The organism is Nocardia sp. NBC_01388, from assembly GCF_045040085.1.
Taxonomy (GTDB): domain Bacteria; phylum Actinomycetota; class Actinomycetes; order Mycobacteriales; family Mycobacteriaceae; genus Nocardia.
In genome coordinates this window covers 7,989,639-8,014,280 of sequence record NZ_CP109553.1, presented here as the reverse complement: position 1 = coordinate 8,014,280, position 24,642 = coordinate 7,989,639, and the positions used below count along the sequence as shown (strand labels likewise).

Sequence of the window (24,642 nt, the reverse complement as noted above, 5' to 3'; positions counted from 1 at the left end):
CCTCATGGTTCGCGGCCCGCCTCATGGTTCGCGGCCCGCCTCATGGTTCGTGGCCCGCCTCATGGTTCGTGGCCCGCCTCATGGTTCGTGGCCCGCCTCATGGTTCGTGGCCCGCCTCATGGTTCGTGGCCCGCCTCATGGTTCGTGGCCCGCCTCATGGTTCGTGGCCCGTCTCGTTCTGGACTGAGTGGAGCGGGGGAGCGAAGCGGAGGAGCGGAGGGAGGGAAGAACGAGACTCCCAGGGCCACGAACCCGCCGCAGCGAAGCGGAGGCAATTAAACACAGTGCAAGATAGACACCGTGCGAACGCTGCTGATCGTGAATCCCAATGCCACCTCGACCACTCCGGCGACTCGCGATCTGCTCGCTCACGCACTGGAAAGCCGCACGCAGCTGACCGTTGTGCACACCGAACGGCGTGGGCACGCCGCCGAACTCGCGAGCTGGGCCGCGGACACTCGGATGGACCTGATCGTGGTGCACGGCGGCGACGGCACGGTGAACGAGACCATCAACGGCTTCCTGCCGCTGCCCGATGCGCCGCAGCGCGAATGGCTCCCGCGACTGGGCATCATTCCGGGTGGTTCGGCGAATGTGTTCGCCCGCTCGCTCGGCATCGAACAGGATCCGGTGACCGCCACCAATCAGCTCATCGATCTGCTGGCGGCAGAGACGGATCGGCGCATCGGCCTCGGCCTCGCCGACGACCGCTGGTTCACCTTCAGCGCCGGTGTGGGCCTGGACGCCGATGTGTGCGAGGCCATCGATGCCAAGCGCGCCAACGGGAAAGCTGCTACACCCGCACGTTATCTGCGCACCACGGTCCGGCAGTTCTTCAAGGCCGCGCGCAGTCTTCCCCAGGTGCGCTTGGAGATTCCGGGTCACGAACCGGTCACGGATGTGCACTACGCATTCGTGACCAACACCAGCCCGTGGACGTATCTGGACAACACTCCGGTCCGGACCAACCCGGCGACCACCTTCGAATCCGGTCTCGGGGTGTTTGCCATGCGCACCATGGGGATCGTGCCCACCCTGCTGATTGCCCGCCAGTTGCTGGCAACGGATGGAAACCCCAAGGGCCACAAATTATTTCGCGAAGACGACGTGCCCTCGGTACGCGTCGTGGCCACCGAACCCCTCGGGCTGCAAATCGATGGCGACTTCATTGGTCGGCGCAACATGGTGAATTTCACAGCCGCAACGGATATCCTCGATGTGGTCGCGCCGAAGCCCTAGACGGCTCGACACACCTGAGAAACCTTGCGGTTGCGCTGCGAAAACCCGCACGACCGAGTACAAATGGTTCGGCAGGCCCGCCTTGCAGGGGCCTTACAGCGTGAGCTTCCCCACGGTGCACTAGGTATCTATTGACATCTACGGTGTTCGTGAAAGCATTCACAAGCAACCGTGCGGAAACATTCGAGACGCACAAGTGAACGGACCACAAACCCGAGGGGCAGAGCCATGCGGCACGCCCTAGCAAAGGAGCAGAGGAATGGACTGGCGCCACAATGCCATCTGTCGCGACGAGGACCCTGAGCTGTTTTTCCCGGTGGGTAACAGTGGTCCTGCGCTCGCGCAGATTGCTGATGCCAAGCTGGTCTGCGCTCGCTGCCCCGTCACCGCCGATTGCCTGTCCTGGGCCCTGAAGTCCGGACAGGACGCTGGCGTGTGGGGTGGGATGAGCGAAGACGAACGTCGTGCACTGAAGCGTCGCAACGCTCGAACGCGTACCCGCACCGTCGTCTAATCAGCTGGACGACTGGCGCTACGGCCGATCAGCCTTACGGCCATAGCGCAATTCAGCCCGGCACCGCATGGTGCCGGGCTTCTGTGTCTGTACCGCCTCCGGTACCGCCTCCCCGAACCTTTAGCGCACGGCTGAGAGCCGTTATCTGTTATGTACGCGTAGTGCGGTTGGGTACATAGCCAATTTTGGGGGTACCCCGGGAGTTACCGGGAACTCACGAGATCAGTTGTTGCGTGTTGTGACAAGAACAATCCCGGTGAATAGGTTTAGGGCTTTATTCAGGACATATCTTCAGCGGGCGGAGCGGCGGCCGAGTGGGACGCGCAGGACCGCGTCGGTGCCGATGTCGGCGCCGGGGTGCAGGCCGATGGAGCCGCCGAGTTCGGCGGTGACCAAGGTGCGGACAATTTGCAGGCCCAGGCGGTCCGAGGCTTCCAGACTGAAACCGTCGGGCAGGCCGCGGCCGTCATCGCTGATGATCACGTCCAGCCAGCGCGCGGAGCGCTCGGAACGGATGGTGACGGTACCGTTCTCACCCGCGTCGAAGGCGTGCTCGATGGCGTTCTGCACCAATTCGGTGAGCACCATGACCAGGGGGGTGGCGCGTTCGGCGGAGAAGACCCCCAGCGAGCCGGCGCGGCGGACCTTGATGCGCGCGGTGTGCACCGTGGCCACATCGGCCATTATCGGCAGCAGGCGGTCGACCACCTCGTCGAGATCGACCTCCTCGTCGACCGACATGGACAGCATTTCGTGAACCGACGCAATGGAAGTCACGCGGCGGACCGATTCGGTGAGCGCCAGTCTGGCCTCTTCGTTCTCGGTGCGGCGGGCCTGTAACCGCAGCAGCGCGGCGACCGTCTGCAGGTTGTTCTTCACCCGGTGGTGGATCTCACGAATCGTCGCATCCTTGGACAGCAGTGCGCGATCGCGGCGCTTCACCTCGGTCACATCGCGGACCAGCACCGCCGCCCCGCCGAGGTTGCCGTTCGGGCGCAGCACCAGGGTGCGCAGCAGGACCGTCGCCCCGCGCGCCTCGACTTCCATTCGGCGCCCGGCCTTTCCAGCCAGGGCGGCCTGGATATCGCCGACCACCTCCTGCGCGTCGAACGGATCGGTGATCAGCGATCGGGTGGTGAGCGCCAGATCCTGTCCGACCAGATCGTTCTGTAATCCCATGCGGTGGTAGGCCGAAAGCGCGTTCGGGCTGGCGTAGACCACGATGCCGTCGGTGTCCAGGCGGATGAAACCGTCACCGGCCCTTGGGCTGGAGTGCGAACCGGTGCGATCCTCCAGCGTCGGCCAGGTGCCGTCATTGACCATCTGGCACAGATCGTCGGAGGCCGCCATGTACGCGATCTCCAAGCTGGAGCGCATCTTTCGGCGCTGCACATCGGTATCGCGACCGAGAATGGCGATCACATCGTCACCGACCCGCACCGGAATCGCCTCGCGAATCGCGTGCACCGGCTGCGGGTGATAGACGCCGGAGACCTCCGAATCGGTGTCCACCCGCACGATGTCATTCGTTTGCAGGGCCTCGAAGATCTGCGGGTGCATCTCCTTGGTCGCCAGCGACCCGACCAGATCCTCCGGGTGCACGGTGGGCGCGGTGGTGGGGCGAGCCTGTGCGACGCACACCACTTCGGCGCCGTCGGCTATCGGGCCGGTCCCCACCCAGAGCAGCAAATCCGCGAAGGACAGGTCGGCAAGCAATTGCCAATCCCCCACCACGCGTTGAAGATGATCGACGGCGGCACCCGGTAGGTCGGTGTGCTCAGCCAGTAGATCGCTCAGTGTCGACATTCACCCTCGCTCCTCGATACCCACAACACTGGGTATCTTCCCACGCCCCCATGTTCGTGGCCCGTCTCGTTCTGGACCGAGTGGAGCGGGGGAGCGAAGCGGAGGAGCGGAGGGAGGGAAGAACGAGACTCCCAGGGCCACGAACCCGCCGCAGCGAAGCGGAGGCAGAAAATACAGTCAGCTGATGACGGCGATCAGGTCGTCCTTCTGGATGACATCGCCGGGCTTGACGTTGATGGAGGCGACGGTGCCCTCCGCCTCGGCCACGACCGGGATCTCCATCTTCATCGACTCGAGGATCACCAGGGTGTCGCCCTCCTTCACCTGATCGCCCACATTCGCGACGATCTGGTAGACGGTGGACACCATCTCCGCGAGCACTTCCTCGGCCATGAGGCTCCTTGTTTCCGTTGACCCGTATCCGATGAAGGTACAGACAACCACACATGAAAGAATGCCATGAACAGAAGGGAGACTACCCATGGGTAAGCGTGGCCGTAAGAAGCGCAGCCGGAAGAAGAACGCAGCCAACCACGGCAAGCGTCCGAACGCCTGAGTTGAAGAGCACTAGCTCCAAAAGCACTGAGCGGCACCACTTCCCAGTAGGGAAGTGTGCCGCTCAAGCTATTTCTACGGAACGTGACGACTGATTTCGTGAGGTCCGGGTAACTCCCCGGGTACCCCCGAAATCGGGGTGGCGCCTGATCGCCGGCACGCGTGCGTGACCGGCGACGGCACTCAGTCGGGCGCTGAAGTATCGGGCGGGCGGGGGAGCGTGAAGGTGGTCCGGATTTCCATCGTCAGCCGGGCGCGCAGGGAGTCGGGGGCGCGCTCGCCGCCGCATTTGCGGTTGAGCAGGGATTTGAGCTTCTCCTCGAGGCCGTAGGCCTCGATGCAGGGCGAGCAGCGGTTGATGTGCTCTTGGAGACGGGCCTTGATGGTCTCGTCGCATTCGTTGTCCAGGAGCAGCCACACGTCGGCGAGCACCGCCGTGCAGTCCATGTCCATCTCGTCGCTCACTGGGTGACCTCCTGACGCGTATCGCTGCCCCGGTTGAATCCGCGTTCCCGGGCCACGTCGGCGAGTAGGCCCTTGAGCTGCTTACGGCCGCGGTGCAGGCGGGACATGACGGTTCCGATGGGGGTTCCCATGATCTCGGCGATTTCCTTGTAGGGGAAGCCCTCCACGTCGGCGTAATACACCGCCATCCGGAATTCCTCCGGTAGCTCCTGTAGAGCCCGCTTGATGTCGTCGTCGGGCAGGGCCTCGAGCGCCTCCATCTCGGCCGAGCGCAAACCCTGTGAGGTGTGCTCTGCGGTGGCGGCCAGCTGCCAGTCGCTGATCTCGTCGGTCGGATACTGCGCGGGCTGGCGCTGCTTCTTCCGATACGAGTTGATGTAGGTATTGGTGAGGATGCGGTACAGCCAGGCCCGCAGATTGGTGCCCTCGCGGAAGGAGCGGAAGCCCTGGTACGCCTTGGCGAAGGTCTCCTGGACCAGATCCTCGGCATCGGCCGGGTTGCGGGTCATGCGCAGGGCCGCGCCGTAGAGCTGATCGAGCAGCGGCAGTGCGTCGCGCTCGAATCGGCGGGTCAGTTCCTGGGGGGTCTCCGTGCTGCGCGCACGTTCCGTGCCGCCGTCCGTGCCGTTGTCGCCGGCCTGGATGGTCTCGGCAGTATCCGAGTCGTCATCGGGCAGGCGAACGACCATGTCGTCGTCGCTCGTCACGTTGTTCCCTTCGATCGCCGTAGCAATTGAATCTACCGCGAGCGGGGTGAGCGCCGGGAAACCGGCAGGGTGCGGCACCAGGCGCACCGGTCGTTCCTCGACCAGAACGGTCACCGACTCCTCCTTCGTGATGGGATACAACGCGCAACCGCAGGCTGTTCGGCTTTCGCGTAACGCGTATGGCGTGCAACAGGCCGAATGGTCGCCGTGTTCCCAGGGCGGGCGAAAACCGGTGTCTTGACAGGTGCGGCGCTGTTTAGGGTGGGCGCATGGCAGCTTCGACCCCGGCGATCAAGGCACTGGTGCAGGCGAAGGTGGAGCACCGGGTGCACGCCTATCCGCACGATCCGCGCAGTGACTCCTACGGCGCGGAGGCCGTCGAGGCGCTCGCGGCGGAGCTCGGGGTGAGTGCGGAGCAGATCTTCAAGACGCTGGTGATCGAGCTCGGTTCGGGCGGGCTCGCGGTGGCGGTGCTGCCGGTTCCGGCCAAGCTTTCGCTCAAGGCGGCGGCCGCGGCGCTCGGTGAGGGCAAGGCCGTGATGGCCGACAAGGCGAAGGCGGAACGCACGACCGGCTATGTGCTGGGCGGGATTTCACCGCTCGGGCAGAAGAAGCGGCTGCCGACCGTCCTCGACGAATCCGCACTGGAGTTCGATCGGGTGCTGTGCAGCGCGGGTAAGCGCGGGCTGGAGATCGAGCTCGCGCCGGCCGAGCTGGTACGGCTGACCAGCGCCGTCACCGCCGCTATCGCAGTGAGCTGAGACACCACCCGGAAAAAATAACTTGCCAAGGAACAACCATCTCCACATACTTGCTGAGTACAACTAGTTGATTGCTACAAGCAGTTGTTGAATGCAAGGAGGTGGACCCGTGACCGATGACCAGGCGCAACCAAGTTGCCCCGTCACCGACGACCTGGCCGACACCGTCGCCACCCAGATCATTCGTTTGCACAGACTGCGGGATCGCGCCAATGCGCAGATCGCCGCCGCCACCAACGGCGAGGTCGAACCCGCCGCGTTCGCCATCCTGTTCAAGCTGATCCACAACGGGCCGATGCGTTCCGGAGCCCTCGCCGAGGCGCTCTTCTCGGATGCCTCGACCATCAGCCGGCAGGCCGCGAATCTGGTGAAACGCGGTTTCATCGAACGCCGCGCCGATCCCGCCGACGGCCGGGTCAGCATGCTGGCCGTCACCGCCGCGGGGCACGACGTAGCCGCCGAGATCCGCCTGCGGCGCAACGAGACGCTGCACGAGATCATGGCCGACTGGACCCCTGACGAGCAGGAATCGTTCGTCACCCTGCTGAGCAGGTTCGTCGACGGCTACGAGCACGCCCGCAGTCTCAAGATGGCTGCCCTCTACCCCAAGGGCGCATCCAAGATTCTTCCGAAAATCGAGTCCCCAGAGAGTAATTCGTGACCACTACAGCAGAAGTGGAACCGCAGTCCACCGCCGGTTTCACACACAAACAAATCATGGTCGTGCTCAGCGGCCTGCTCCTCGGCATGCTGCTCGGCGCGCTCGACCAGACGATCGTGTCGACCTCGATCCGCACCATTGCCGATGACCTGCAGGGTTATTCGATGCAGGCGTGGGTCACGACCGCGTACCTGATCACCGCGACCCTCTCCACTCCCCTGTACGGCAAGCTCTCGGATATGTACGGCCGCAAGCCGTTCTATCTGGCGGCCATCTCGATCTTCGTGGCCGGTTCGCTGCTGTGCGCCTTCGCCTCGTCGATGTACGAGCTGGCGGCCTTCCGGGCCTTCCAGGGTCTGGGCGCGGGCGGTCTGATGTCGCTGGCGCTGACCATCCTCGGCGATATGGTCGGGCCGCGTGAGCGCGCTCGCTACCAGGGTTACTTCCTGGCCGTGTTCGGTACCTCCAGCGTGGCCGGCCCGGTTCTGGGCGGCATCATCTCCGGTCAGAACGAGATCCTGGGGATCACCGGCTGGCGCTGGGTGTTCCTGGTGAACGTGCCGCTGGGCATCATCGCGCTGGCCGTCGTGTCCCGCGTGCTGAAGCTGCCCAAGGTGCAGCGCTCCAAGGCCACCGTCGACTGGTTCGGCGTGCTCACCATGGCCATCGGACTGGTGCCGCTGCTGGTGGTCGCGGAACAGGGCCGCATCTGGGGCTGGAGCAGCACGAACTCCATCATCTGCTACGTGATCGGCGCCCTGGGCCTGATCGGATTCATCGCGGTGCAGGCCAAACTCGGTGATGCCGCACTGATTCCGCTGCGCATGTTCAGGAACTCGACCTTCGCACTCGGCGTGGCCATCTCGATCGTGGTGGGCTCGGCCATGTTCGGCGGTATGACCATGCTGCCGCAGTACCTGCAGGTGGTGCGCGGCTCCAGTCCGACGCTCGCCGGTATGCAGATGCTGCCGCTGGTGGTCGGCATGATGGCGGCCTCGATCTTCGCCGGTCAGACCATCTCTCGCACCGGGCGGTACAAGATCTTCCCGCCGCTGGGCGCGGGTCTGCTGGTACTCGGCCTGTTCATGCTGCACTTCATCGGCGCGGACACCCCGCTGTACGTGGCCATGCTGTTCATGCTGATCGTCGGCCTGGGCCTGGGCAATCTGATGCAGCCGCTGACGCTGGCGATTCAGAACGCGCTGCCGCCGCAGGATATGGGCGTGTCCACCGCGGCCGCGACCTTCTTCCGGCAGATCGGCGGCACTCTGGGTGTGGCGGTGTTCCTGTCGATCATGTTCTCGCAGATCGGGCCGAACATCAGCACCGAATTGCAGTCCGCCGCAACCACATCGTCGTACCAGCAGGCGATCGTGGAGGGCATGCAGAGCAGCAATCCGGCCGATCAGGCGCTGGCCAACGGTCTGGCCCATCACGATTCGGCCGCCGCGGCGAAGGTGCTCGACGACAGCTCGATCATCCAGAAGGTGAATCCGACGCTGGCGCATCCGCTCAAGGTCGGCTTCGCCAATGCCATGGACACCGTGTTCCTGGTGGCGGCCGCAGTCGCACTCATCGCGCTGATCCTGGTGATGTTCTGGAAGGAAGTGCCGCTGCGCACCTCCGGCGGTATCCAGGCCCGGCAGGAGAACATCGAAGAGGCCGCCGCAGCAGCGATCGGCTAGCAATATGGGCATCTGACCAGTGCTCTTGACACGCACAGGGTGGGCCGCGATCCCCGGATCGCGGCCCATTCTGTGCGTTACTTGTTCCAGTAGGTTTTGTCTTGTTTGTACGTTTCCCCCTCTCGCCAGGTTCGCCCGACCCGAGGATGTGATGCGTTTTATGTCTCCCCATCAGCGAATTCGAACCAGCGTCGTAGCCGTTTCCGGCGTACTGCTCGTAGCGCTGGCATCCGGCCCGCTGACCGCGGCCACCGCGACGGCCGCCCCCATCGTCGTCGCGCCGCAGAATCCGAACTACCCGCTCGGGCCCGATCCGGCGGCGCCCGGGGCGCCTGGGCAGCAGGCGCCGCAGAAGGACGAGAAGCCCGAGAAGGCCGGCAAACTCGGCGGCACCATGACGACGAAGATCATCGATCTGGCCACCGGCGCGTTCAAGTGCGGGCTGAATATCGCCCTGCCGTCGGTGAAATGCGATCTCTGACAGAGTGATTCGTGTGAGCCGGTCAGATCAGGCTGATCTGACCGGCTTGTTCGTCCACGGTGTCCAAAAGCTCCGGGCCGTTGTTGCGGACGCTGTTGACCAGTAGGGGCACCGGGCGGATCAGGATGTCCGAAACATCCTCGGGGCGCGGGGTTTCCAGCAGTTCCTCCGGGGCCGGATGGTCCGGGTCGAGCCAGGCGTCCCAGTGCGCGCGGGGCATGGGTAGCGGCATGCGGTCGTGCACCTTCGTCAGATCACCGACCGCATCGGTGGTCAGAATGGTGCAGGACAGCAGCGGTTTCGCCTCGTCGCCCAGGCTGCGGTCGCGCCAGACCGACCAGAGGCCGGCCATGTACAGGCGCTCACCGTCAGCCCTGGACATGAAGAACGGCTGTTTGACGGCCTTGCCGGAGCCGCCCGGTTCGGTCACCCACTCGTACCAGCCGTCCATCGGGACCAGGCAGCGGCGCTTCTTCACCGCATCGCGGAAGGACGCGGTGGTGGCGGCCTTGTCGGCGCGGGCATTGAACAGCGGTTTGCCCTTGGCCGGGATGCCGGGTTCGGCGGCCTTGCTCCAGGGCGGGATCAGACCCCAGCGCATGGCCCGGATACGCAGGGTCGCCGGGTCCTGCGGGTGGTCGCGGCCGTGCCGCTCCACCACCGTGAGCACCTGATTCGTGGGCGCCACGTTGTAGTTGGGGTCGAAGCCCTTGCCGGTGCCGGCACTCGTCTCGTCGAGAGCGTCGAGTTCGACGGCCAGCGTGGCGGGATTCGTCGTTGTCGCGTACCTACCGCACATGTGGACCATGCTGCCACCGGACACCGACGGATTCGAGTCTTCCCACACCTTTGAAACAGTCGCGAGTAAAGTGAGGGCAATTGACTTCACTTGGAACGTATGAGACGTTCGTCGCATCACACTCTCGTAAAGGGATCGCTGCCAATCATGTCTGTTACCGACACCGCCCCGATCGATCAGGACGCCGTGCTGACCTCCGTCAACCCCGCCACCGGCGAGGTCCTCGCCACTTACAAGATCGATGACGAGGCCGCGGTGCACGCCGCCGTCGCCAAGGCCCGTACCGCCGCCGCCACCTGGGGTGCGCTGAGCTACGCCGAGCGCAAGCGGCATCTGCTGCGCTGGAACAGCACGCTGGTCGCCAAATCCGACGAACTCTGCGCGCTCATCCACGCCGAGAACGGCAAGCCGCTCGACGACGCCTACCTCGAGCTCATGCTGGTGCTCGAGCACATCAAGTGGGCGGCCTCCAATGCCGAGAAGGTGCTCAAGCCCAAGAAGGTCGCACCGGGCGCGCTCATGTCGAACTTCTCCGCGCATGTGGAGCAGCGCCCGCTGGGCGTGGTCGGCATCATCGGCCCGTGGAACTACCCGATCTATACCCCCAACGGGTCCATTGCCTATGCGCTGGCCGCCGGTAATACGGTCGTGTTCAAGCCGAGCGAATTCTCCACGGGCATCGGCAATTTCGTCGCCGCCGCCTTCGCCGAGGCGAATCCGGACCTGCCGGACGGGGTCTTCGTCGCCATCAACGGCTTCGGCGCCACCGGTGCGGCGCTGGTGCGCGCGGGCGTGAACAAGCTGGCCTTCACCGGGTCCACCGCGACCGGTAAGAAGATCATGGCCTCCGCGGCCGATTCGCTCACCCCGGTACTGCTGGAGTGCGGCGGCAAGGATGCGGTGATCGTGGCCGCCGATGCCGATATCAAGGCCGCGGCCGACGCGGTCGCGTGGGGCGCCACCTCCAATTCCGGCCAGACCTGCGCCGGAGTGGAGCGGGTGTACGTCGACAAGTCGATCGCCGAACCGTTCATCGCCGAGGTCAAGCGGATCCTCACCGATATCAAGCCGGGCTCGGGCGACAAGGCCTCCTACGGGCCGATGACCATGCCCAGCCAGATCGATATCGTGCGGCGGCATATCGAGGATGCGCTGAAGAACGGCGGCAAGGCCGTGCTCGGCGGGCCCGAATCCATCAAGGGTCCGTTCATCGAGCCGGTCATCCTGGTCGACACCGACGAATCCTCGGATGCGGTGTGCGAGGAGACCTTCGGGCCGACGGTCACCATTCGCACCGTCAACGGCATCGACGAAGCGGTGGAGCTGACCAATAAGAGCAAGTACGGACTGGGGTCGGCGGTGTACTCGGCCAAGCACGGGCTGGAGATCGCGCGCCGCCTGAATGTCGGCTGCACCTCGGTGAATTCGGTGCTCAGCTACGCCGCCATCTCCGGACTGCCGTTCGGCGGCGTCGGCGATTCCGGCATCGGGCGCATCCACGGTGCGCCGGGGCTGCTGGAATTCTCGCGGCCGCATTCGATCGCGGTGCAGCGCTTCACGATTCCGGGTATGGCATTGCTGTCGTACTCGCGGACCGACAGCACCATGAAGCTGCTGCGCAAGATCGTGCCGTTCCTGCACGGGCGCAATAAGTAGAGAGTTCCCACTCCGGAGGGCGGAAGGTGTTTCAGGGGCTCCGCCCCTGAAAACCCCGAACCGCAGCGCGGCGACACTCGGTGCCCTCGCCCCTGAAACCCTGAATCGCAGTACGGCTTCGCGCTCGAAACGGCTTCCCAATGCTGGTTTCCCTTGTGGGGAACCGGCATTCGGCGTTTCAAGGAGTCGGCGGCAGGGCCGGGGGGACGAAGAATTCTTCGAGAGGGGTGGGGCCGGTGTAGCGGCGGCAGTTGCAGTTCGCCCACTCCTTGAGGCCGTGGCCGTTCTTGCGGAAGGTTTCGCCGTGGCAGCGGTTGCTCTCGCGATCGTGCACGGCGAGGTCGTGGCCGCAGCCGCAGAGGGCGGTGGCCGCTGCGAGTTGTTTGGGCTGCTTGCCGGAGCGGGAACCGAACCGGCCGAGCACCCAGCCGCCGCCGACCAGTGCGGCGCCGAGCGTGAGGCTGATGGGATCGATCACCCCACCAGTATACGTACTCATATACGTATATGGCTAGTCTGACGGGCAATCCAGGGTCCGGAACCACCGGTACGACGGGAAAATCGCGGAAATCCCGGGCCCGCACCGGACGAAAGGGGCGGGGAGCCCCGCAGGACGTCGATCGTTTGGGAAGATGGACCTGTGACTTTCTGGCCCGCGCCCCATGTCCGAACTCCCGTGCACGCGACCGTGACCCTGCCCGGGTCCAAATCCATTACCAACCGGGCGCTGATCCTCGCCGCACTGGCGGATCGGCCATCCACCCTCACCGGTGCGCTGCGCAGCCGCGACACCAACCTCATGATCGACGCGCTGCGGGCCATGGGCGTAGGCATCGAGGGTGATGCCGACACTCTCACCGTCACCCCGCCCGAGGAGTTCACCAGCGCCATGGTGGACTGCGGGCTCGCGGGCACCATCATGCGCTTCCTGCCGTCGGTTGCCGCCCTGGCCACCGGTGACGTCGCCTTCGACGGCGACGAACAGGCGCGGGTGCGGCCGCTGAACACCATTCTGGACGCACTGCGCGGCCTCGGCGTCGATATCGACGGTGACGCACTGCCTTTCGTGGTGCACGGGACTGGCAAACTGCGCGGCGGGCCGGTCACCATCGACGCCTCCGGATCGTCACAGTTCGTGTCCGGGCTGCTGCTGTCGGCGGCGCGGTTCGAACAGGGCATCACCGTGAATCACGATGGGGCGCGGCTGCCTTCGATGCCGCACATCGAGATGACCGTGCAGATGCTGCGCCAGGCCGATGTGCAGGTGGAGGCCCCCGCCGATCCGCGCAAGGCGCAGACCTGGACGGTATCGCCCGGGCCGATCCGCGCCGTGGACTGGGAGGTGGAGCCGGATCTGTCCAATGCCACACCGTTCCTGGCGGCGGCGGCCGTCACCGGCGGCACCGTGACCATTCCGCACTGGCCGCGCTACACCACGCAGCCGGGCGATGTGATCCGCGAGATCCTGGTGCGCATGGGCGCGGAATGCCGCAGCTTCGAGAATGTGCTCACCGTGCACGGACCGCAGCGCCTGGCCGGCATCGATATCGACCTGCACGATGTGGGTGAACTGACCCCGACCGTCGCGGCCCTTGCGGCCCTTGCGGATTCGCCGTCCCGGCTGCGCGGTATCGCACACCTGCGCGGGCACGAAACCGATCGGCTCGCCGCGCTGGCCGCCGAGATCAACCGGCTCGGCGGCAATGTCACCGAGACCGAGGACGGCCTGATCATCACGCCGGCGCCGCTGTCGGGCGGGCAGTGGCACTCCTACGCCGATCACCGAATGGCCACCGCCGGAGCGATTATCGGTCTCGTGGTGCCCGGCGTGGAGATCGAGGACATCGGCACCACCGCCAAGACGCTCCCGAATTTCGTTGGGCTGTGGGAAGACATGCTCAGCGAATCGGAGGCAGGGAACTGAAGCGCCGCGAGTACGACGAGTCCGACGTCCGGATCCGTCCGGGCAAGACCTCGCGTCCCCGCACCAAAACCCGTCCGCAGCATCTGGATGCGGAAGCCGCCATGGTCGTCTCGGTCGACCGGGGCCGGTGGGGTTGTGTTCTCGACGACGATCCGGAACACCGGATCGTCGCCATGCGCGCCCGCGAATTGGGCCGCACCCCCATTGTGGTCGGCGATCAGGTGGATCTGGTCGGCGATCTGTCCGGGAAGCCGGACAGCCTGGCGCGCATCGTGCGGGTCGCGGAACGGCGAACGGTCCTGCGCCGCACTGCCGATGACACCGATCCGTTCGAGCGCATCGTCGTCGCCAATGCCGGGCAGCTGTTCATCGTGGTCGCCCTGGCCGATCCGCCGCCGCGCACCGGTTTCGTGGAGCGCGCCATGGTAGCCGCGTATGTCGGTGGGCTGCAACCGATTCTGTGCCTGACCAAACATGACCTCGCCGCGGAATCCGAATTCGCCGCCACCTTCGAGGATTTGGACCTCACCATTGTGTACGGCGGCGTCGACGATCCGCTCGAACCGGTGCTGGAACTGTTGAACGGCCGCCTCACCGCCCTCATCGGACACTCCGGTGTGGGCAAGTCGACTTTGGTGAATCGCCTTGTCCCCGACGCAGATCGGGCCGTCGGCGTGGTATCCGGGGTGGGCAAGGGGCGGCACACCTCCACCCAGTCCGTGGCCCTGCCCCTGGTGGAGGGCGGCTGGGTGGTGGACACCCCCGGCGTCCGCTCCTTCGGGCTGGCGCACATCACGCCCGACGATGTCATCGGCGCCTTCTCCGATCTGGCCGACGCCATCGAGGACTGCCCACGCGGCTGCACCCATCTCGGCCCGCCCGCGGATCCCGAATGCGCACTTGACAATCTGCCGGGTAAGGAAGCCCGGGTGGCGGCGATCCGATTGCTACTCAATGCCCTCAATACCAACGACCCGTGGTTCAAGGGCGGCCAGACCACCACCATCTGAGTTCAGCCGCAACCCACATCTCTCAGCCCACATCTCTCGCAGCCCACTGAAATTCCCCACCCCCTAGGGAGTTCCATGATCTCGAGCAATGCCGATATCGCACTGACAGAACTGATGCTGCACGCCGCGCATATCGGGCAGCAGGTGACCCGGATCAGAGGACAGGGTGCGGCGGCGCAGGGACAGGTGCGCGCCGAGGTCGATGCCGACGGCACCCTCACCGGGCTGTCCATCGATGATGCGCTGCAGGGCACGGCGATGCAGGAGCTCGCACGCCTGGTGGTGGAGGCGCAGCGGGCCGCATGCGCTCAGGCGAGCGAAAGTGCCGCCGAGCTGCGGCGCACCTTCACCGACAATCCCTATGCCGCTTCGCTGCTGCACCAGGGCGCGGCGGCGGGCATGCGCGCCGCACAGTCGAAAACCCCACGTGCGCAACGTCCCTGTGCGTCCGAGTCCTATGACGAACCGCTGCCACCGGGCACGGTCGGACCCAGTGACTGGCTGGACGACTGGGATCTCCCGCAGCGGGCCTGGTGATCATGCGACAGCGTCGAAGGTCACGGCCGGTCCGGCGGGGCGGCGAGCACGCACGCTGGAATCCGCTGCCCGCACTCGGGCGGGCCATTGCCGCACGCCCGATCGTCATGCGCATGTCACCGGCGATCCTCGCGCTCGACCGGACCGTCCGCCGAATCACCCGCGGGCGCAAGGGCGTTCTCGATATCGCCGGACTGCCCTCCCTGGAGCTGACCGTGGTCGGCCGCCGCACCGGCCTGCCGCGCACCGTATCCCTGCTGTACGTCCCCTACCCGGACGACCGGAAACGGTTCCTGCTCATCGGATCCAATTGGGGACGGCCGGAACACCCCGCGTGGTCGGCGAACCTGAAGGCCGCCGAGCACGCCGAACTGCACGTCGACGGTGAACGTTTCACCGTGGCGGTGCGGTGGCTCACCGGAGCCGACCGGGAAAACGCCTGGGACCGCGCCGTCACGTTCTGGCGCGGCTACGCCATGGAGCAGCGCCTGGCCGGGGACCGGAAGTTCCGGCTGTTCGAACTGACCAGAATCTGAGCGGCATCCGGCCGTAGGGAGTGCTGGGGTGTGCGGGCGTGGTTCAGCCTGCCGAAGTGGAAGACCATGAGCGGAGCGAGTACTCGCCGCTCCTCGATGAGGATTTGGGGCCGGGTGCGCCGGTGACACCCGAGGTGCGGATCGGCCGCAATGACGACAGCCGGGAGTTGCCCGGATGCGTGCGCTGTGGGAAGCCCGCCGCCCTGTTTCTGCGCGCGGTGCGGCTTTCGGCGCGCGCCGTGCTCGGCGGTGGCATCGATGTCGACAAGCTCATTCGGGTGGACTCGTGCGGAAGCTGCGCCGGAAGCCGTGGCGGGGATGATCCTCGTCAACTCGGATCCACGCTACTGGGGCGAATCGATGCGGCTGGACTGACGGCTCAGTGCTGCCGGCTGATGCGCAGGCCGTTGTCGAAGTCGATATCGGCGAGTTCGGCTCTGCCGCCGAGGCCGAGCTTGCCGAAGGTCCGGGACAGGTGATGCCCGACGGTGCGCGGGCTGACGAACAGTTCGACGCCGATCTCGCGATTGGTCAGGCCCTGAGCGGCCAGGCGGGCGACGCGCAACTCCTGCGCCGTCAGCACCGAACCGGGCCCCGTCCCGGGTGTCAGCGTGGGCGCACGGCCGGTGAGATCGAGCTCCTGCTGCGCGCTCACGATCCACGGCACCGCGCCCATGCGTTCGAAAGACTCCAGGGCGGTACGCAATTGCTCGGCGGCATCACCGCGCCGCCGGGCCCGGCGCAACCACTTGCCGTAGAGCAGCCGGGTGCGGGCGTGGTTCAGATCGTGCCGCGTGCGGCGCACCGCCAGCGCACGGCGGAAATAGTGGTCGGCCCGCTCGTCCTCGCTCAGCAGCGCCCGGCAGGTGTAGGCCGCGGACATCGCCCAGTCGGCGCGGGAACGAATGGCCCAGGCGCGGATCGTCTCGTAATACTCCGCCGCTTCGCCGACCCGGCCGATCCGGCAGGCGGCCTCGACCATATCGGGGGCGGCGAGCCGGGCATAGGTCGGATGCCGGGCATCGTGCCCGGGCTGCGCCAGCGCCCGCAGCCGCAGATAGGCCGTCTCCGGATCACCGTTGCTCAGGGCATCGAAGCCGAGATGCCAATAGGACGAGGCGATGAGCGCATGCGCCCGATGCGGGCGAGCGAGCGCCAGCGCGCGCTCGATGCTGTCCCCGACAATATCGGAATCACCGCGCAGCGCAGCGATTTTCGCATTGAGGTTCCAGCAGTGCGCGAGCACATTGTCGGTGCCGACAGATCGGGCCAGCTCGAACGCATCGGCCAGCGTCGCCTCCGCGGCGGGCAGGCGGCCGTTCGCGAACTGCACGATCGCCAATTGCGGCAGCATGAAAACCGCGGCCGCGCGGGCGCCGGCATTCCGCAGCCGCGTGGTCGCCCGGGTGAAGGGCTCGAGCGCCCTATCCGCCAGCCCCCAGAGCAGAACCAGTGGCGCGGGCGGCAATTGACAGATGCTCAGCGACGGACCGGGCCCGAAATCGGCCGTATCGAAATGCATCGGCATCGGCACGGCGTCATCGTGACCGGCGGCCCAGCGCGCCTGCGCGGCCAGCGCCCGCAACTCGGCGGCGGTCCGGTCATCGACCACCGCGGCATCGTGCAGCAGCATCACATTGGCCCGATCCGGTTCGCCCGCGACAAATTCCAGGAGTCCGGCCAGTCCCCCGCCGGCAATGGCGGCCCGCTCCGTACCGATCCGCTCGACGGCCCGATCCAGCAGCCGGCGCGCCGACTCGATATCCCCGCCCGCCCAGGCCAATCGGGCGGCGGCCGCCATGCGCGCACCGGCATCGAGGGGATCGGGCGTGATCGCGGCGGCCCGGCGCAGCATGGCGGCGGCCGCGAGCGATCCGTCGCGGGTGTGCTCGGCGCGCTCGGTCAGGATCGCCGCCAGCTGTTCGTCCGCCGGATCCGTCGCGGCCGCCCGGTGCCAGGCACGCTGATCGATATCCTCGGGTCCGGTCAGCACCGCCGCCAGAGCCAGATGCGCCGACCGGCGCTGCGCCGGGGTCGCGGCGTCGTACACGGCCATGCACAGCAGGCGATTACGCATTTCGACCCGGCCGTCGCCGACCACCAGCAGTCCCACCGATTCCACCTGCTCCCAGGCGCTCGCCAGCTGCGCACCGCCGAGGTGCGCACCGCCGGTATGCCAGAGCGTGGCCGCCGCGGCCAGCACCACGCGGAGCACGCCGCGGTCCTCCGCCGCCACCAACCGCAGCAGCGTCCGCACCGCATCGGGCAGTGCGGCGATCCGATCGTGATAGGCGGCGGCCAGTCGCGGCCCCAGCGTCACGGGCCCGGCCGCGATACCGGCGAATTCCTCCGCCTGGACCGGCAATTCACGCAGGGCCAGCGGATTGCCGCCCGCCACCCGCAGCACCCGCGCCGTCCGCAATGCTCCGAGCACACCCCAGCGCTGTTCGAGCAGCCGGCGGGCGGCGGCATCGGACAGTCCGCCGACGCGCAACGTGGGCAGCCGGTCCCAGCCGGACTGCGCGGGATCGCCGGACAGGGCGCACAGCAGCACCACCGGTGTGGTGATCAGCCGCCGCATCGCGAACCGCAGGGCCCGGGTGGTCGCGGCATCCACCAGATGCGCGTCACCGACAACGAGCAGGACCGGCTGTTCCCCGGCCAGCGCCGCGAACAATGTGACCAGTGCGGCGCCGACAAGGAATCCGTCGACGGGATCGCTGCGGCTCTCGAACGCCTGCGCCAGCGCCTCGGCCTGCGGGGCCGGCAATGCGGTCAGGCGATCGGACAGCGGCAGCAGCAGTTCGTGCAGCGCCGCGAAATTCAGCTCTGATTCGGCGGGGTCGCCCTCACAGCCGTGTACGCGAAAATCCGCCGCCCCGGCGATCGTGTCCCGCAGTAGTGCCGATTTACCCGCACCCGGTTCCCCGTGCAACACAATGGCCGAACCGCGACCGGAGCGAGCCATAGCGAGCATTCGGCCCAACTGGACCTGTTCCTGCTCTCGCCCGTAGAGCCCCTCGATATCGCGCACAATGCACATTACATCAGCTAACAGACCGCAACCAAATCGCGAATCAGGACGTGCCGACTATCACCGGGTAATCACACATCAATAACAGACCGACTGGGAAAGCACGACCGATACAGTGACCGATTCAACGGCCGATGCCACCGATGTCCGCGCTGACTAGCATCCCCACCAGTAATAAGAGTGGCCGAGTCGGGGCGGCTCCTACAGGAGGGGCAGCAGTCACGCGCGGGAGCAGGGGAACACCCGTCACTCGCCGATAGTCCATCGGCATCATCACGAATACGTATTCGATCGATGCCACGCGCACCTATTGCGCGGGGCGAATTTCCGCTGTGCTCAATTCGAATTATCAAATCCCAGCAAATGGTTGAAACACCAATTTATTTGCCATCCCAGAACACCGAGTGATAAGTATTCCGAGTCAGCGAATTTCACCGCTGACTTTGTTTCATCACAAGGAGAATCAATGCGCAAGATGCGTGTGCTGGGTGTCGCCGTTGCCGCCACCGGTCTGCTGTTCGCCGGTACCGGTATCGCGATGGCCGATACCACCACCCCGCCGGCCACCACCGACCCGGCGACCCCGACCTCGCCGACCGGTTCGGCCTCCGGCTCCGCCAACCTGGTCACCGGCCTGGTGAAGCTGCTGACCAGCGGCAGCGGCACCACCACGCCGCCGGCCGCCAAGTAGGCAACACTCGCTTCGGTCCTGCGGGCGGACAGCTCGGGAAGATACCAGGAAGGGGTTGGCATCTTTTCAGCCATGGGAACCGAAGCGCCCCGATGATTTCGCCGGGGTGTGAATGACGGCGGTCCAACTCGGACTGTGCAGGGCTTCCAGCTGGCGCTGGGGAAACGAAGACGCCCCGGGTGATATTCACCCGGGGCGTCTTCTTGCTGTATCGAGCCGGACACCGGAGCCGCGGTCTCACCGGACCGCGGCGGTACCGGAATCAGCGGCGGCGCTTGGACTTCGGCGCCTTGTCCTGCTTGGACTGGCCGCGAGCGGCCTCGCGACGCTCGCGGCGGGTGCCGGAATCGCCGTTGCCGTACTCGTCCTCATCGCTGTGGGCGACCGCGCGGCCGTCCTCATCGGGACCGGAGTAGCTCAGCGCGCGGGGCGCCGAATCGCCGATGCCCTTGGCGCGCAACGCCGCCGGTGCACCATTGGCGGCCGGGACGGCCTCCTCGGTGGGCAGCGGGCGATTGCCGACGGGCGACTGCAGGCCCGCACCGACCGAAACCCCGGCCGGCTGCGGCTGCTGCACCTCGACCTGCAGGTTGAACAGGAAGCCGACCGACTCCTCCTTCAGGCCCTCCAGCATGGCGGCGAACATGTCGAAGCCCTCGCGCTGGTACTCGACCAGCGGGTCGCGCTGGGCCATGGCACGCAGGCCGATGCCCTCCTTGAGGTAATCCATCTCGTAGAGGTGCTCACGCCACTTGCGATCCAGCACCGACAGCAGGATCTGGCGTTCCAGATTGCGCATGCTGCCTTCGCCCGCGAGCGAATCGATCTCGTTCTCGCGGTTCTCGTAGGAGGTGTGCGCATCCTCCAGAACGGCCTCGAGCAGATCCTCGCGGGAGAGCTCGCCGACGTCGCCGCCCGCGGTCTCGCCGGTCAGCTCCTTGTAATCGATGCCGATGGGGTACAGCGTCTTCAACGCGGACCACAGCTTGGCGAGATCCCAGTCCTCCACATAGCCCTCGGCGGTGGCGCCGTTGACATAGGCGGTGATCACATCGGTGATCATCTCCTGGACCTGACCCTCCATATCCTCACCGTTGAGGATGCGGGCACGCTCGGCATAGATCACCGTGCGCTGCTGGTTCATGACCTCGTCGTACTTGAGGACGTTCTTGCGGATCTCGAAGTTCTGCTGCTCGACCTGGGTCTGCGCGGACTTGATCGCACGCGAGACCATCTTGGCCTCGATCGGCACATCGTCGGGCAGGTTCAGGCGGGTCATGATCGACTCGAGGGCCGCGCCGTTGAAGCGCCGCATGAGCTCATCACCCAGCGACAGGTAGAAGCGGGACTCGCCCGGGTCGCCCTGACGGCCGGAACGACCGCGCAACTGATTGTCGATACGCCGCGACTCGTGCCGCTCGGTGCCGAGCACGTACAGGCCGCCGGCCTCGATCACCGTCTCGGCGTCTTCGGCGGTCTGCTCCTTGACGCGCTCGAGTGCGGGCAGCCAGGCCGCCTCGTACTCCGCGGGAGTCTCGACCGGGTCCAGGCCCTGACGGCGCAGCAGAATGTCGGCGATGATGTCGGCATTGCCGCCGAGCACGATATCGGTACCACGACCGGCCATATTGGTGGCGACGGTGACCGCGCCGGGCCGACCGGCCTCGGCGATGATCTGCGCTTCCTGCTCGTGGAACTTGGCGTTCAGCACCGAATGCGGGATACCGCGCTTGGTGAGCTGCTTGGACAGGTACTCCGAGCGCTCGACCGAGGTGGTGCCGATCAGCACCGGCTGACCCTTCTCGTGCCGCTCGGAGATATCGTCGGCGACCGCGGAGTACTTGGCCTCTTCGGTCTTGTAGATGAGGTCGGACTGGTCGACGCGGACCATTTCCCGGTTGGTCGGGATCGGCACCACGCCCAGGCCGTAGGTCTGATGCAGCTCGGCCGCCTCGGTCTCGGCAGTACCGGTCATACCGGACAACTTGTCGTAGAGCCGGAAGTAGTTCTGCAGCGTGATGGTCGCCAGCGTCTGGTTCTCCGGCTGGATCTCCACGCCCTCTTTGGCCTCGATGGCCTGGTGCATGCCTTCGTTGTAGCGGCGCCCCACCAGGATTCGGCCGGTGAACTCGTCGACGATGATGACCTCACCGTCGCGGACGATGTAGTCCTTGTCCTTGTTGTACAACTCCTTGGCCTTGATGGAGTTGTTCAGGTAACTGACCAGGGGCGAGTTCGCGGCCTCGTACAGGTTGTCGATGCCGAGCTGATCCTCGACGAATTCGACGCCCGCCTCGTGCACGCCGATGGTGCGCTTCTTGATATCGACCTCGTAGTGCAGGTCCTTCTTCAGCAGCGGGGAGATGCGCGCGAACTCCGCGTACCACTTCGAGGAAGCGTCCGCCGGGCCCGAGATGATGAGCGGGGTGCGGGCCTCGTCGATGAGGATCGAGTCGACCTCGTCGACGATGGCGAAGCTGTGCCCGCGCTGCACCAGATCGTCCAGCGAGTGGGTCATATTGTCGCGCAGGTAGTCGAAGCCGAACTCGTTGTTCGTGCCGTAGGTGATATCCGCGTGGTACGCCACCTTGCGCTGGGCCGGGGTCATACCGCCGAGGATCACGTCGACCTCGAGGCCGAGGAAGCGGTGCACCCGGCCCATCCACTCGGAGTCGCGCTTGGCGAGGTAGTCGTTGACCGTGACCACGTGCACGCCCTCGCCGCCGATGGCATTGAGGTAGGCGGGCAGCACACAGGTCAGGGTCTTGCCCTCACCGGTCTTCATCTCGGACACATTGCCGATGTGCAGGGCGGCGCCACCCATGATCTGCACCTTGTAGTGCTTCTGGTTGAGCACCCGCCAGGACGCTTCCCGGGCGGTCGCGAAGGCCTCGAGGAGCAGCTCGTCGAGGGATTCCCCGTCGGCGTAGCGCTCCCGCAACTCACCGGTCTTGGCTTGCAACTCGGAGTCGGACAGCGCCGTGAACTCCTCGTCCAGGGCGATGACTTCATCCGCCAGGTTCGCAAGGCGCTTGACCGTGCGACCTTCACCAATCCGTAGCAACCTCGAAAGCGACAGCGCAGGCACGGGTCTTTTCAGTCCTCTGGTCGGTGGTCTTCGGTACGCCCCCCTAGGCGGGAAAGCAGTGCGCGTAGGACGCGCGCACTGCCATGGTAATGCGCGTATCTGAGGAGGGGCCGTGTGGACGTGTCCCAAACTGCCGGCGCCGCGGGACCACCGGAGCGATGCGAAGGCAAATAACCACCGATTGCTTTGTCGCGGAACTTGTTTCGGAGGACTGGCGTACGATGTACGAAGGCCAGGGGTGTGGCGGCTTGCGCCCACATCCCGGCCGGGGGCCGTCGACGACGACGCGAGTACAAGGGCAGTGGCGCCCGGATCGTTCCCCCAGGTCATCGGATTGCGATAGCTTGCCACTCAACCGGCGCGCGCCGCCGATGTCTCGGCGGGGGACACCATTGCGGGCGCAGGCAGGGATTCTCAGGGAGTAGCGGGCAGCGTGATCACGAGACTGACGCCGCAGGACACAGCGTTCTACCGGCTCGAATCGAGCAGCAACCCGATGCATATCGGTTCCCTCGCCATTCTGCGCAATTCGGTTCCGTCCGGAAATTCCGGCCATCCGCCGCTCGATTACGACGGTCTGGTGTCGCTGGTGGAATCGCGTTTGCCGATGGTTCCGCTCTATCGGCGCAAAGTACGCGAGATCCCGTTCACGCTGGGCCGCCCGGTGTGGGTGGACGATGCGCATTTCGACATCACCTATCACGTCCGCCGGTCCGCGCTGCCGGAACCGGGCACCGACGAACAGCTGCTGGACCTGGTCGCGCGGCTGGCTTCGCGCCCGCTCGACCCCACCCGGCCGCTATGGGAGATGTACCTCGTCGAGGGCCTCGCACAGGGCCGTTCGGCGCTGTTCACCAAGACGCATTCGGCGCTGGTGGACGGTGATTCCGCACTGGAAATCGGACATGTGATCCTGGACACCTCCCCCGCGCCCCGCGAGGTCGCCGACGATGCCTGGATCGCGCCTCGCGAACCCGCCGATCTGGAACTGCTCATCGGCGCGGTGCTGCACCTGGCCACCCAGCCGCGCGAGGCCCTCGAGGTCATGCGCCATCACGGCGCCGAGGCGTTCGCCGTGGTCGACGCCACCGGCAAGGCCGTGCAGAAGATGGTGTCCATGCTGCGGACGGCGGCGCTGGGCGCACCGGACAGCCCGCTGAACACCCGCACCTCCCGCAATCGCCGGGTGGAGGTGGTGCGCACCGATCTGGAGGACTACCGCAAGATCCGCAAGCGGTTCGACTGCTCCACCAATGACGTCATCCTCGCCGTGGTCACCGGGGCGCTGCGCAATTGGCTGCTCTCGCGCGGGCAGGTACTCACCGAGGCCGATGCGCTGCGAGCGGTCGTGCCCATGTCGGTGTACGCCGATGGGGCGGCGGCGAAACCGGCGGGCGAGGTCACCTCACTACTGGTGGATCTGCCGGTGGGCGAACCGAATCCGGTGATCAGGCTCTCGCACATCAAGCACGCCACCGAGGCGCACTCCCGGCATCAGCTGGGCGTGCAGGCCCGGACGCTCGTGCATATGGCCGGTTTCGCTCCGGCGAGCCTGCATGCCATGAGCGTACGGTCGGCGAGTACTTTTGCAGAGCACACGTTCAATCTGGTGATCACCAACGCGCCGGGTCCGCAGCAGCCCATGTACATCGGCGGCGCGCGGATGCTGGAGATGTACCCGGTGTCGCCACTGCTGCGCTTTCAGGCTTTGAGTATCGGGCTCACCTCCTATGACGGGCGGGTCTTCTACGGGCTCACCGCCGACCGCGACGCAATGGCCGATATCGCGGTGCTGACCGCTTCGGTGCACGAGTCGATGGAGGAGATGCTCGGTGCCTGCGTCCAGTGAGTCGTCCGGCGTGTCGAAGAAACTGCGGGTGTATGTACCGGCCACCGTGCCGATGCTGCGGGACCTGGTCGCGGACCGGGAGATCCGGGTCATCAACGACACCGCCTTCGCGGTGACTCCGGCGCTGCGCGAGGCGTACGCCTCCGGCGACGACGACGAACTGGCCGAGGTCGCCATGGGCGAAGCCGCCCGCGCCTCGTTGCGACTGCTGGCCGAGGATCAGGCCGCGGCCGACAATGACGGCGACTCGGCCGACGATTCCGATGCCACGCCCGCGCGCGGTCCCGTCTTCCGGCGCGCGGTCATCGCCGCCGATGTGGACGATGCCACGCTCCGGCCGGATCTGGACGATGCCGTGGTGCGGCTGTCGAGCGCCATTCCGTACGACCGCATCGCCTCGGTGCATGTGGATCTGGCCGAGGCCGAACCCGAGGTCGCCAAGGCGGTGGATGTCATCGATGCCGCCGATATGGGCGATCCGGATGCCGAATTCGTGCTCGGCGATGCCGAGGACCACCAATTGGCCTGGTACGCGGCACAGGAACTGCCCTTCCTGCTGGACCTGCTGTAACCCGCCGGAGCTCCCCGCCGAAAACATGCTCTGATGACGGATTGTTGTCGCCGACGGCACCGTAACCTACGAT

23 protein-coding genes are annotated in these 24,642 nt (G+C 66.1%); 15 read left to right on the top strand and 8 right to left on the bottom strand.

Annotated elements, in window-relative coordinates:
• Window positions 1-300 precede the first annotated feature (300 nt).
• Both OG716_RS37860 and OG716_RS37855 read left to right on the top strand, forming a co-directional pair.
• A complete protein-coding gene (locus tag OG716_RS37860) occupies window positions 301-1,239 on the top strand; it encodes a diacylglycerol kinase family protein (RefSeq protein ID WP_355118896.1) in 939 nt (312 codons plus the stop codon).
• Between the two features lie 259 nt (window positions 1,240-1,498).
• Window positions 1,499-1,753, top strand: coding sequence for a WhiB family transcriptional regulator (locus OG716_RS37855; protein ID WP_067659745.1), 255 nt, complete (start codon window positions 1,499-1,501; stop codon window positions 1,751-1,753).
• A gap of 291 nt (window positions 1,754-2,044) precedes the next feature.
• On the opposite strand, the gene OG716_RS37850 is transcribed toward OG716_RS37855, so the two are convergent.
• Both OG716_RS37850 and OG716_RS37845 read right to left on the bottom strand, forming a co-directional pair.
• A complete protein-coding gene (locus OG716_RS37850) occupies window positions 2,045-3,559 on the bottom strand; it encodes a sensor histidine kinase (protein ID WP_405135031.1) in 1,515 nt (504 codons plus the stop codon).
• Window positions 3,560-3,736: 177 nt separating this feature from the next.
• A complete protein-coding gene (locus OG716_RS37845) occupies window positions 3,737-3,952 on the bottom strand; it encodes a biotin/lipoyl-binding carrier protein (protein WP_405135030.1) in 216 nt (71 codons plus the stop codon).
• A gap of 88 nt (window positions 3,953-4,040) precedes the next feature.
• On the opposite strand from OG716_RS37845, the gene OG716_RS37840 reads away from it, so the two are divergent.
• Window positions 4,041-4,115: a 50S ribosomal protein bL37 gene (locus tag OG716_RS37840; RefSeq protein WP_371865352.1), complete on the top strand. Its 75-nt coding sequence runs from the start codon at window positions 4,041-4,043 to the stop codon at window positions 4,113-4,115.
• Window positions 4,116-4,297: 182 nt separating this feature from the next.
• Here OG716_RS37840 and rsrA read toward each other — a convergent pair whose 3' ends face one another.
• A complete protein-coding gene (rsrA, locus tag OG716_RS37835; protein WP_405140214.1) occupies window positions 4,298-4,567 on the bottom strand; it encodes a mycothiol system anti-sigma-R factor in 270 nt (89 codons plus the stop codon).
• Between the two features lie 8 nt (window positions 4,568-4,575).
• The gene (locus tag OG716_RS37830) at window positions 4,576-5,400 is read right to left on the bottom strand and encodes a sigma-70 family RNA polymerase sigma factor (RefSeq protein ID WP_405135029.1); all 825 of its coding nucleotides are present in this window, start codon (window positions 5,398-5,400) and stop codon (window positions 4,576-4,578) included.
• Window positions 5,401-5,555: 155 nt separating this feature from the next.
• Between OG716_RS37830 and ybaK the strand changes: the two genes are divergently transcribed.
• From ybaK to OG716_RS37810, 4 genes are all read left to right on the top strand, one after another.
• Window positions 5,556-6,047, top strand: a complete 492-nt coding sequence (gene ybaK, locus OG716_RS37825) for a Cys-tRNA(Pro) deacylase (RefSeq protein ID WP_405135028.1) — start codon at window positions 5,556-5,558, stop codon at window positions 6,045-6,047.
• A 109-nt stretch (window positions 6,048-6,156) separates the two neighbouring features.
• Complete coding sequence (locus OG716_RS37820) at window positions 6,157-6,708, top strand: MarR family winged helix-turn-helix transcriptional regulator (RefSeq protein WP_405135027.1); 552 nt, start codon at window positions 6,157-6,159, stop codon at window positions 6,706-6,708.
• Between the two features lie 56 nt (window positions 6,709-6,764).
• Window positions 6,765-8,393, top strand: a complete 1,629-nt coding sequence (locus OG716_RS37815; RefSeq protein WP_405140212.1) for an MDR family MFS transporter — start codon at window positions 6,765-6,767, stop codon at window positions 8,391-8,393.
• Window positions 8,394-8,553: 160 nt separating this feature from the next.
• A complete protein-coding gene (locus tag OG716_RS37810; RefSeq protein WP_405135026.1) occupies window positions 8,554-8,874 on the top strand; it encodes a hypothetical protein in 321 nt (106 codons plus the stop codon).
• A gap of 22 nt (window positions 8,875-8,896) precedes the next feature.
• Here OG716_RS37810 and OG716_RS37805 read toward each other — a convergent pair whose 3' ends face one another.
• A complete protein-coding gene (locus tag OG716_RS37805) occupies window positions 8,897-9,673 on the bottom strand; it encodes an SOS response-associated peptidase (RefSeq protein ID WP_405140210.1) in 777 nt (258 codons plus the stop codon).
• A gap of 147 nt (window positions 9,674-9,820) precedes the next feature.
• Here OG716_RS37805 and OG716_RS37800 point away from each other — a divergent pair, with 147 nt between their 5' ends.
• Window positions 9,821-11,329, top strand: a complete 1,509-nt coding sequence (locus OG716_RS37800; protein ID WP_405135025.1) for an aldehyde dehydrogenase family protein — start codon at window positions 9,821-9,823, stop codon at window positions 11,327-11,329.
• A 178-nt stretch (window positions 11,330-11,507) separates the two neighbouring features.
• On the opposite strand, the gene OG716_RS37795 is transcribed toward OG716_RS37800, so the two are convergent.
• The gene (locus OG716_RS37795) at window positions 11,508-11,807 is read right to left on the bottom strand and encodes a hypothetical protein (RefSeq protein ID WP_405135024.1); all 300 of its coding nucleotides are present in this window, start codon (window positions 11,805-11,807) and stop codon (window positions 11,508-11,510) included.
• A gap of 162 nt (window positions 11,808-11,969) precedes the next feature.
• Between OG716_RS37795 and aroA the strand changes: the two genes are divergently transcribed.
• The 4 genes from aroA to OG716_RS37775 all read left to right on the top strand — a co-directional run bounded on the left by aroA (window position 11,970) and on the right by OG716_RS37775 (window position 15,336).
• The gene (aroA, locus tag OG716_RS37790; RefSeq protein WP_405135023.1) at window positions 11,970-13,253 is read left to right on the top strand and encodes a 3-phosphoshikimate 1-carboxyvinyltransferase; all 1,284 of its coding nucleotides are present in this window, start codon (window positions 11,970-11,972) and stop codon (window positions 13,251-13,253) included.
• Window positions 13,214-14,263 carry a ribosome small subunit-dependent GTPase A gene (gene rsgA, locus OG716_RS37785; protein WP_405135022.1) on the top strand — a complete coding sequence of 350 codons (1,050 nt, stop codon included), beginning with the start codon at window positions 13,214-13,216 and terminating at the stop codon, window positions 14,261-14,263. The genes aroA and rsgA overlap by 40 nt, the downstream gene beginning before the upstream one ends.
• Before the next feature lie 75 nt (window positions 14,264-14,338).
• Window positions 14,339-14,800: a YbaB/EbfC family nucleoid-associated protein gene (locus OG716_RS37780; protein ID WP_405135021.1), complete on the top strand. Its 462-nt coding sequence runs from the start codon at window positions 14,339-14,341 to the stop codon at window positions 14,798-14,800.
• A gap of 2 nt (window positions 14,801-14,802) precedes the next feature.
• A complete protein-coding gene (locus tag OG716_RS37775) occupies window positions 14,803-15,336 on the top strand; it encodes a nitroreductase family deazaflavin-dependent oxidoreductase (protein ID WP_405135020.1) in 534 nt (177 codons plus the stop codon).
• 379 nt (window positions 15,337-15,715) lie between these two features.
• On the opposite strand, the gene OG716_RS37770 is transcribed toward OG716_RS37775, so the two are convergent.
• The gene (locus OG716_RS37770; RefSeq protein ID WP_405135019.1) at window positions 15,716-18,370 is read right to left on the bottom strand and encodes an AAA family ATPase; all 2,655 of its coding nucleotides are present in this window, start codon (window positions 18,368-18,370) and stop codon (window positions 15,716-15,718) included.
• Between the two features lie 466 nt (window positions 18,371-18,836).
• Here OG716_RS37770 and OG716_RS37765 point away from each other — a divergent pair, with 466 nt between their 5' ends.
• Window positions 18,837-19,061 (top strand): hypothetical protein, encoded by a 225-nt coding sequence (locus OG716_RS37765; protein ID WP_405135018.1) that lies wholly within the window; start codon window positions 18,837-18,839, stop codon window positions 19,059-19,061.
• Window positions 19,062-19,323: 262 nt separating this feature from the next.
• On the opposite strand, the gene secA is transcribed toward OG716_RS37765, so the two are convergent.
• On the bottom strand, window positions 19,324-22,149 hold the full coding sequence (gene secA, locus OG716_RS37760; protein WP_405135017.1) for a preprotein translocase subunit SecA: 2,826 nt from the start codon (window positions 22,147-22,149) through the stop codon (window positions 19,324-19,326).
• A gap of 433 nt (window positions 22,150-22,582) precedes the next feature.
• On the opposite strand from secA, the gene OG716_RS37755 reads away from it, so the two are divergent.
• The gene (locus OG716_RS37755) at window positions 22,583-23,998 is read left to right on the top strand and encodes a WS/DGAT/MGAT family O-acyltransferase (RefSeq protein WP_405135016.1); all 1,416 of its coding nucleotides are present in this window, start codon (window positions 22,583-22,585) and stop codon (window positions 23,996-23,998) included.
• A gap of 22 nt (window positions 23,999-24,020) precedes the next feature.
• Window positions 24,021-24,569 carry a DUF6912 family protein gene (locus OG716_RS37750; RefSeq protein ID WP_405140208.1) on the top strand — a complete coding sequence of 183 codons (549 nt, stop codon included), beginning with the start codon at window positions 24,021-24,023 and terminating at the stop codon, window positions 24,567-24,569.
• Window positions 24,570-24,642 lie beyond the last annotated feature (73 nt).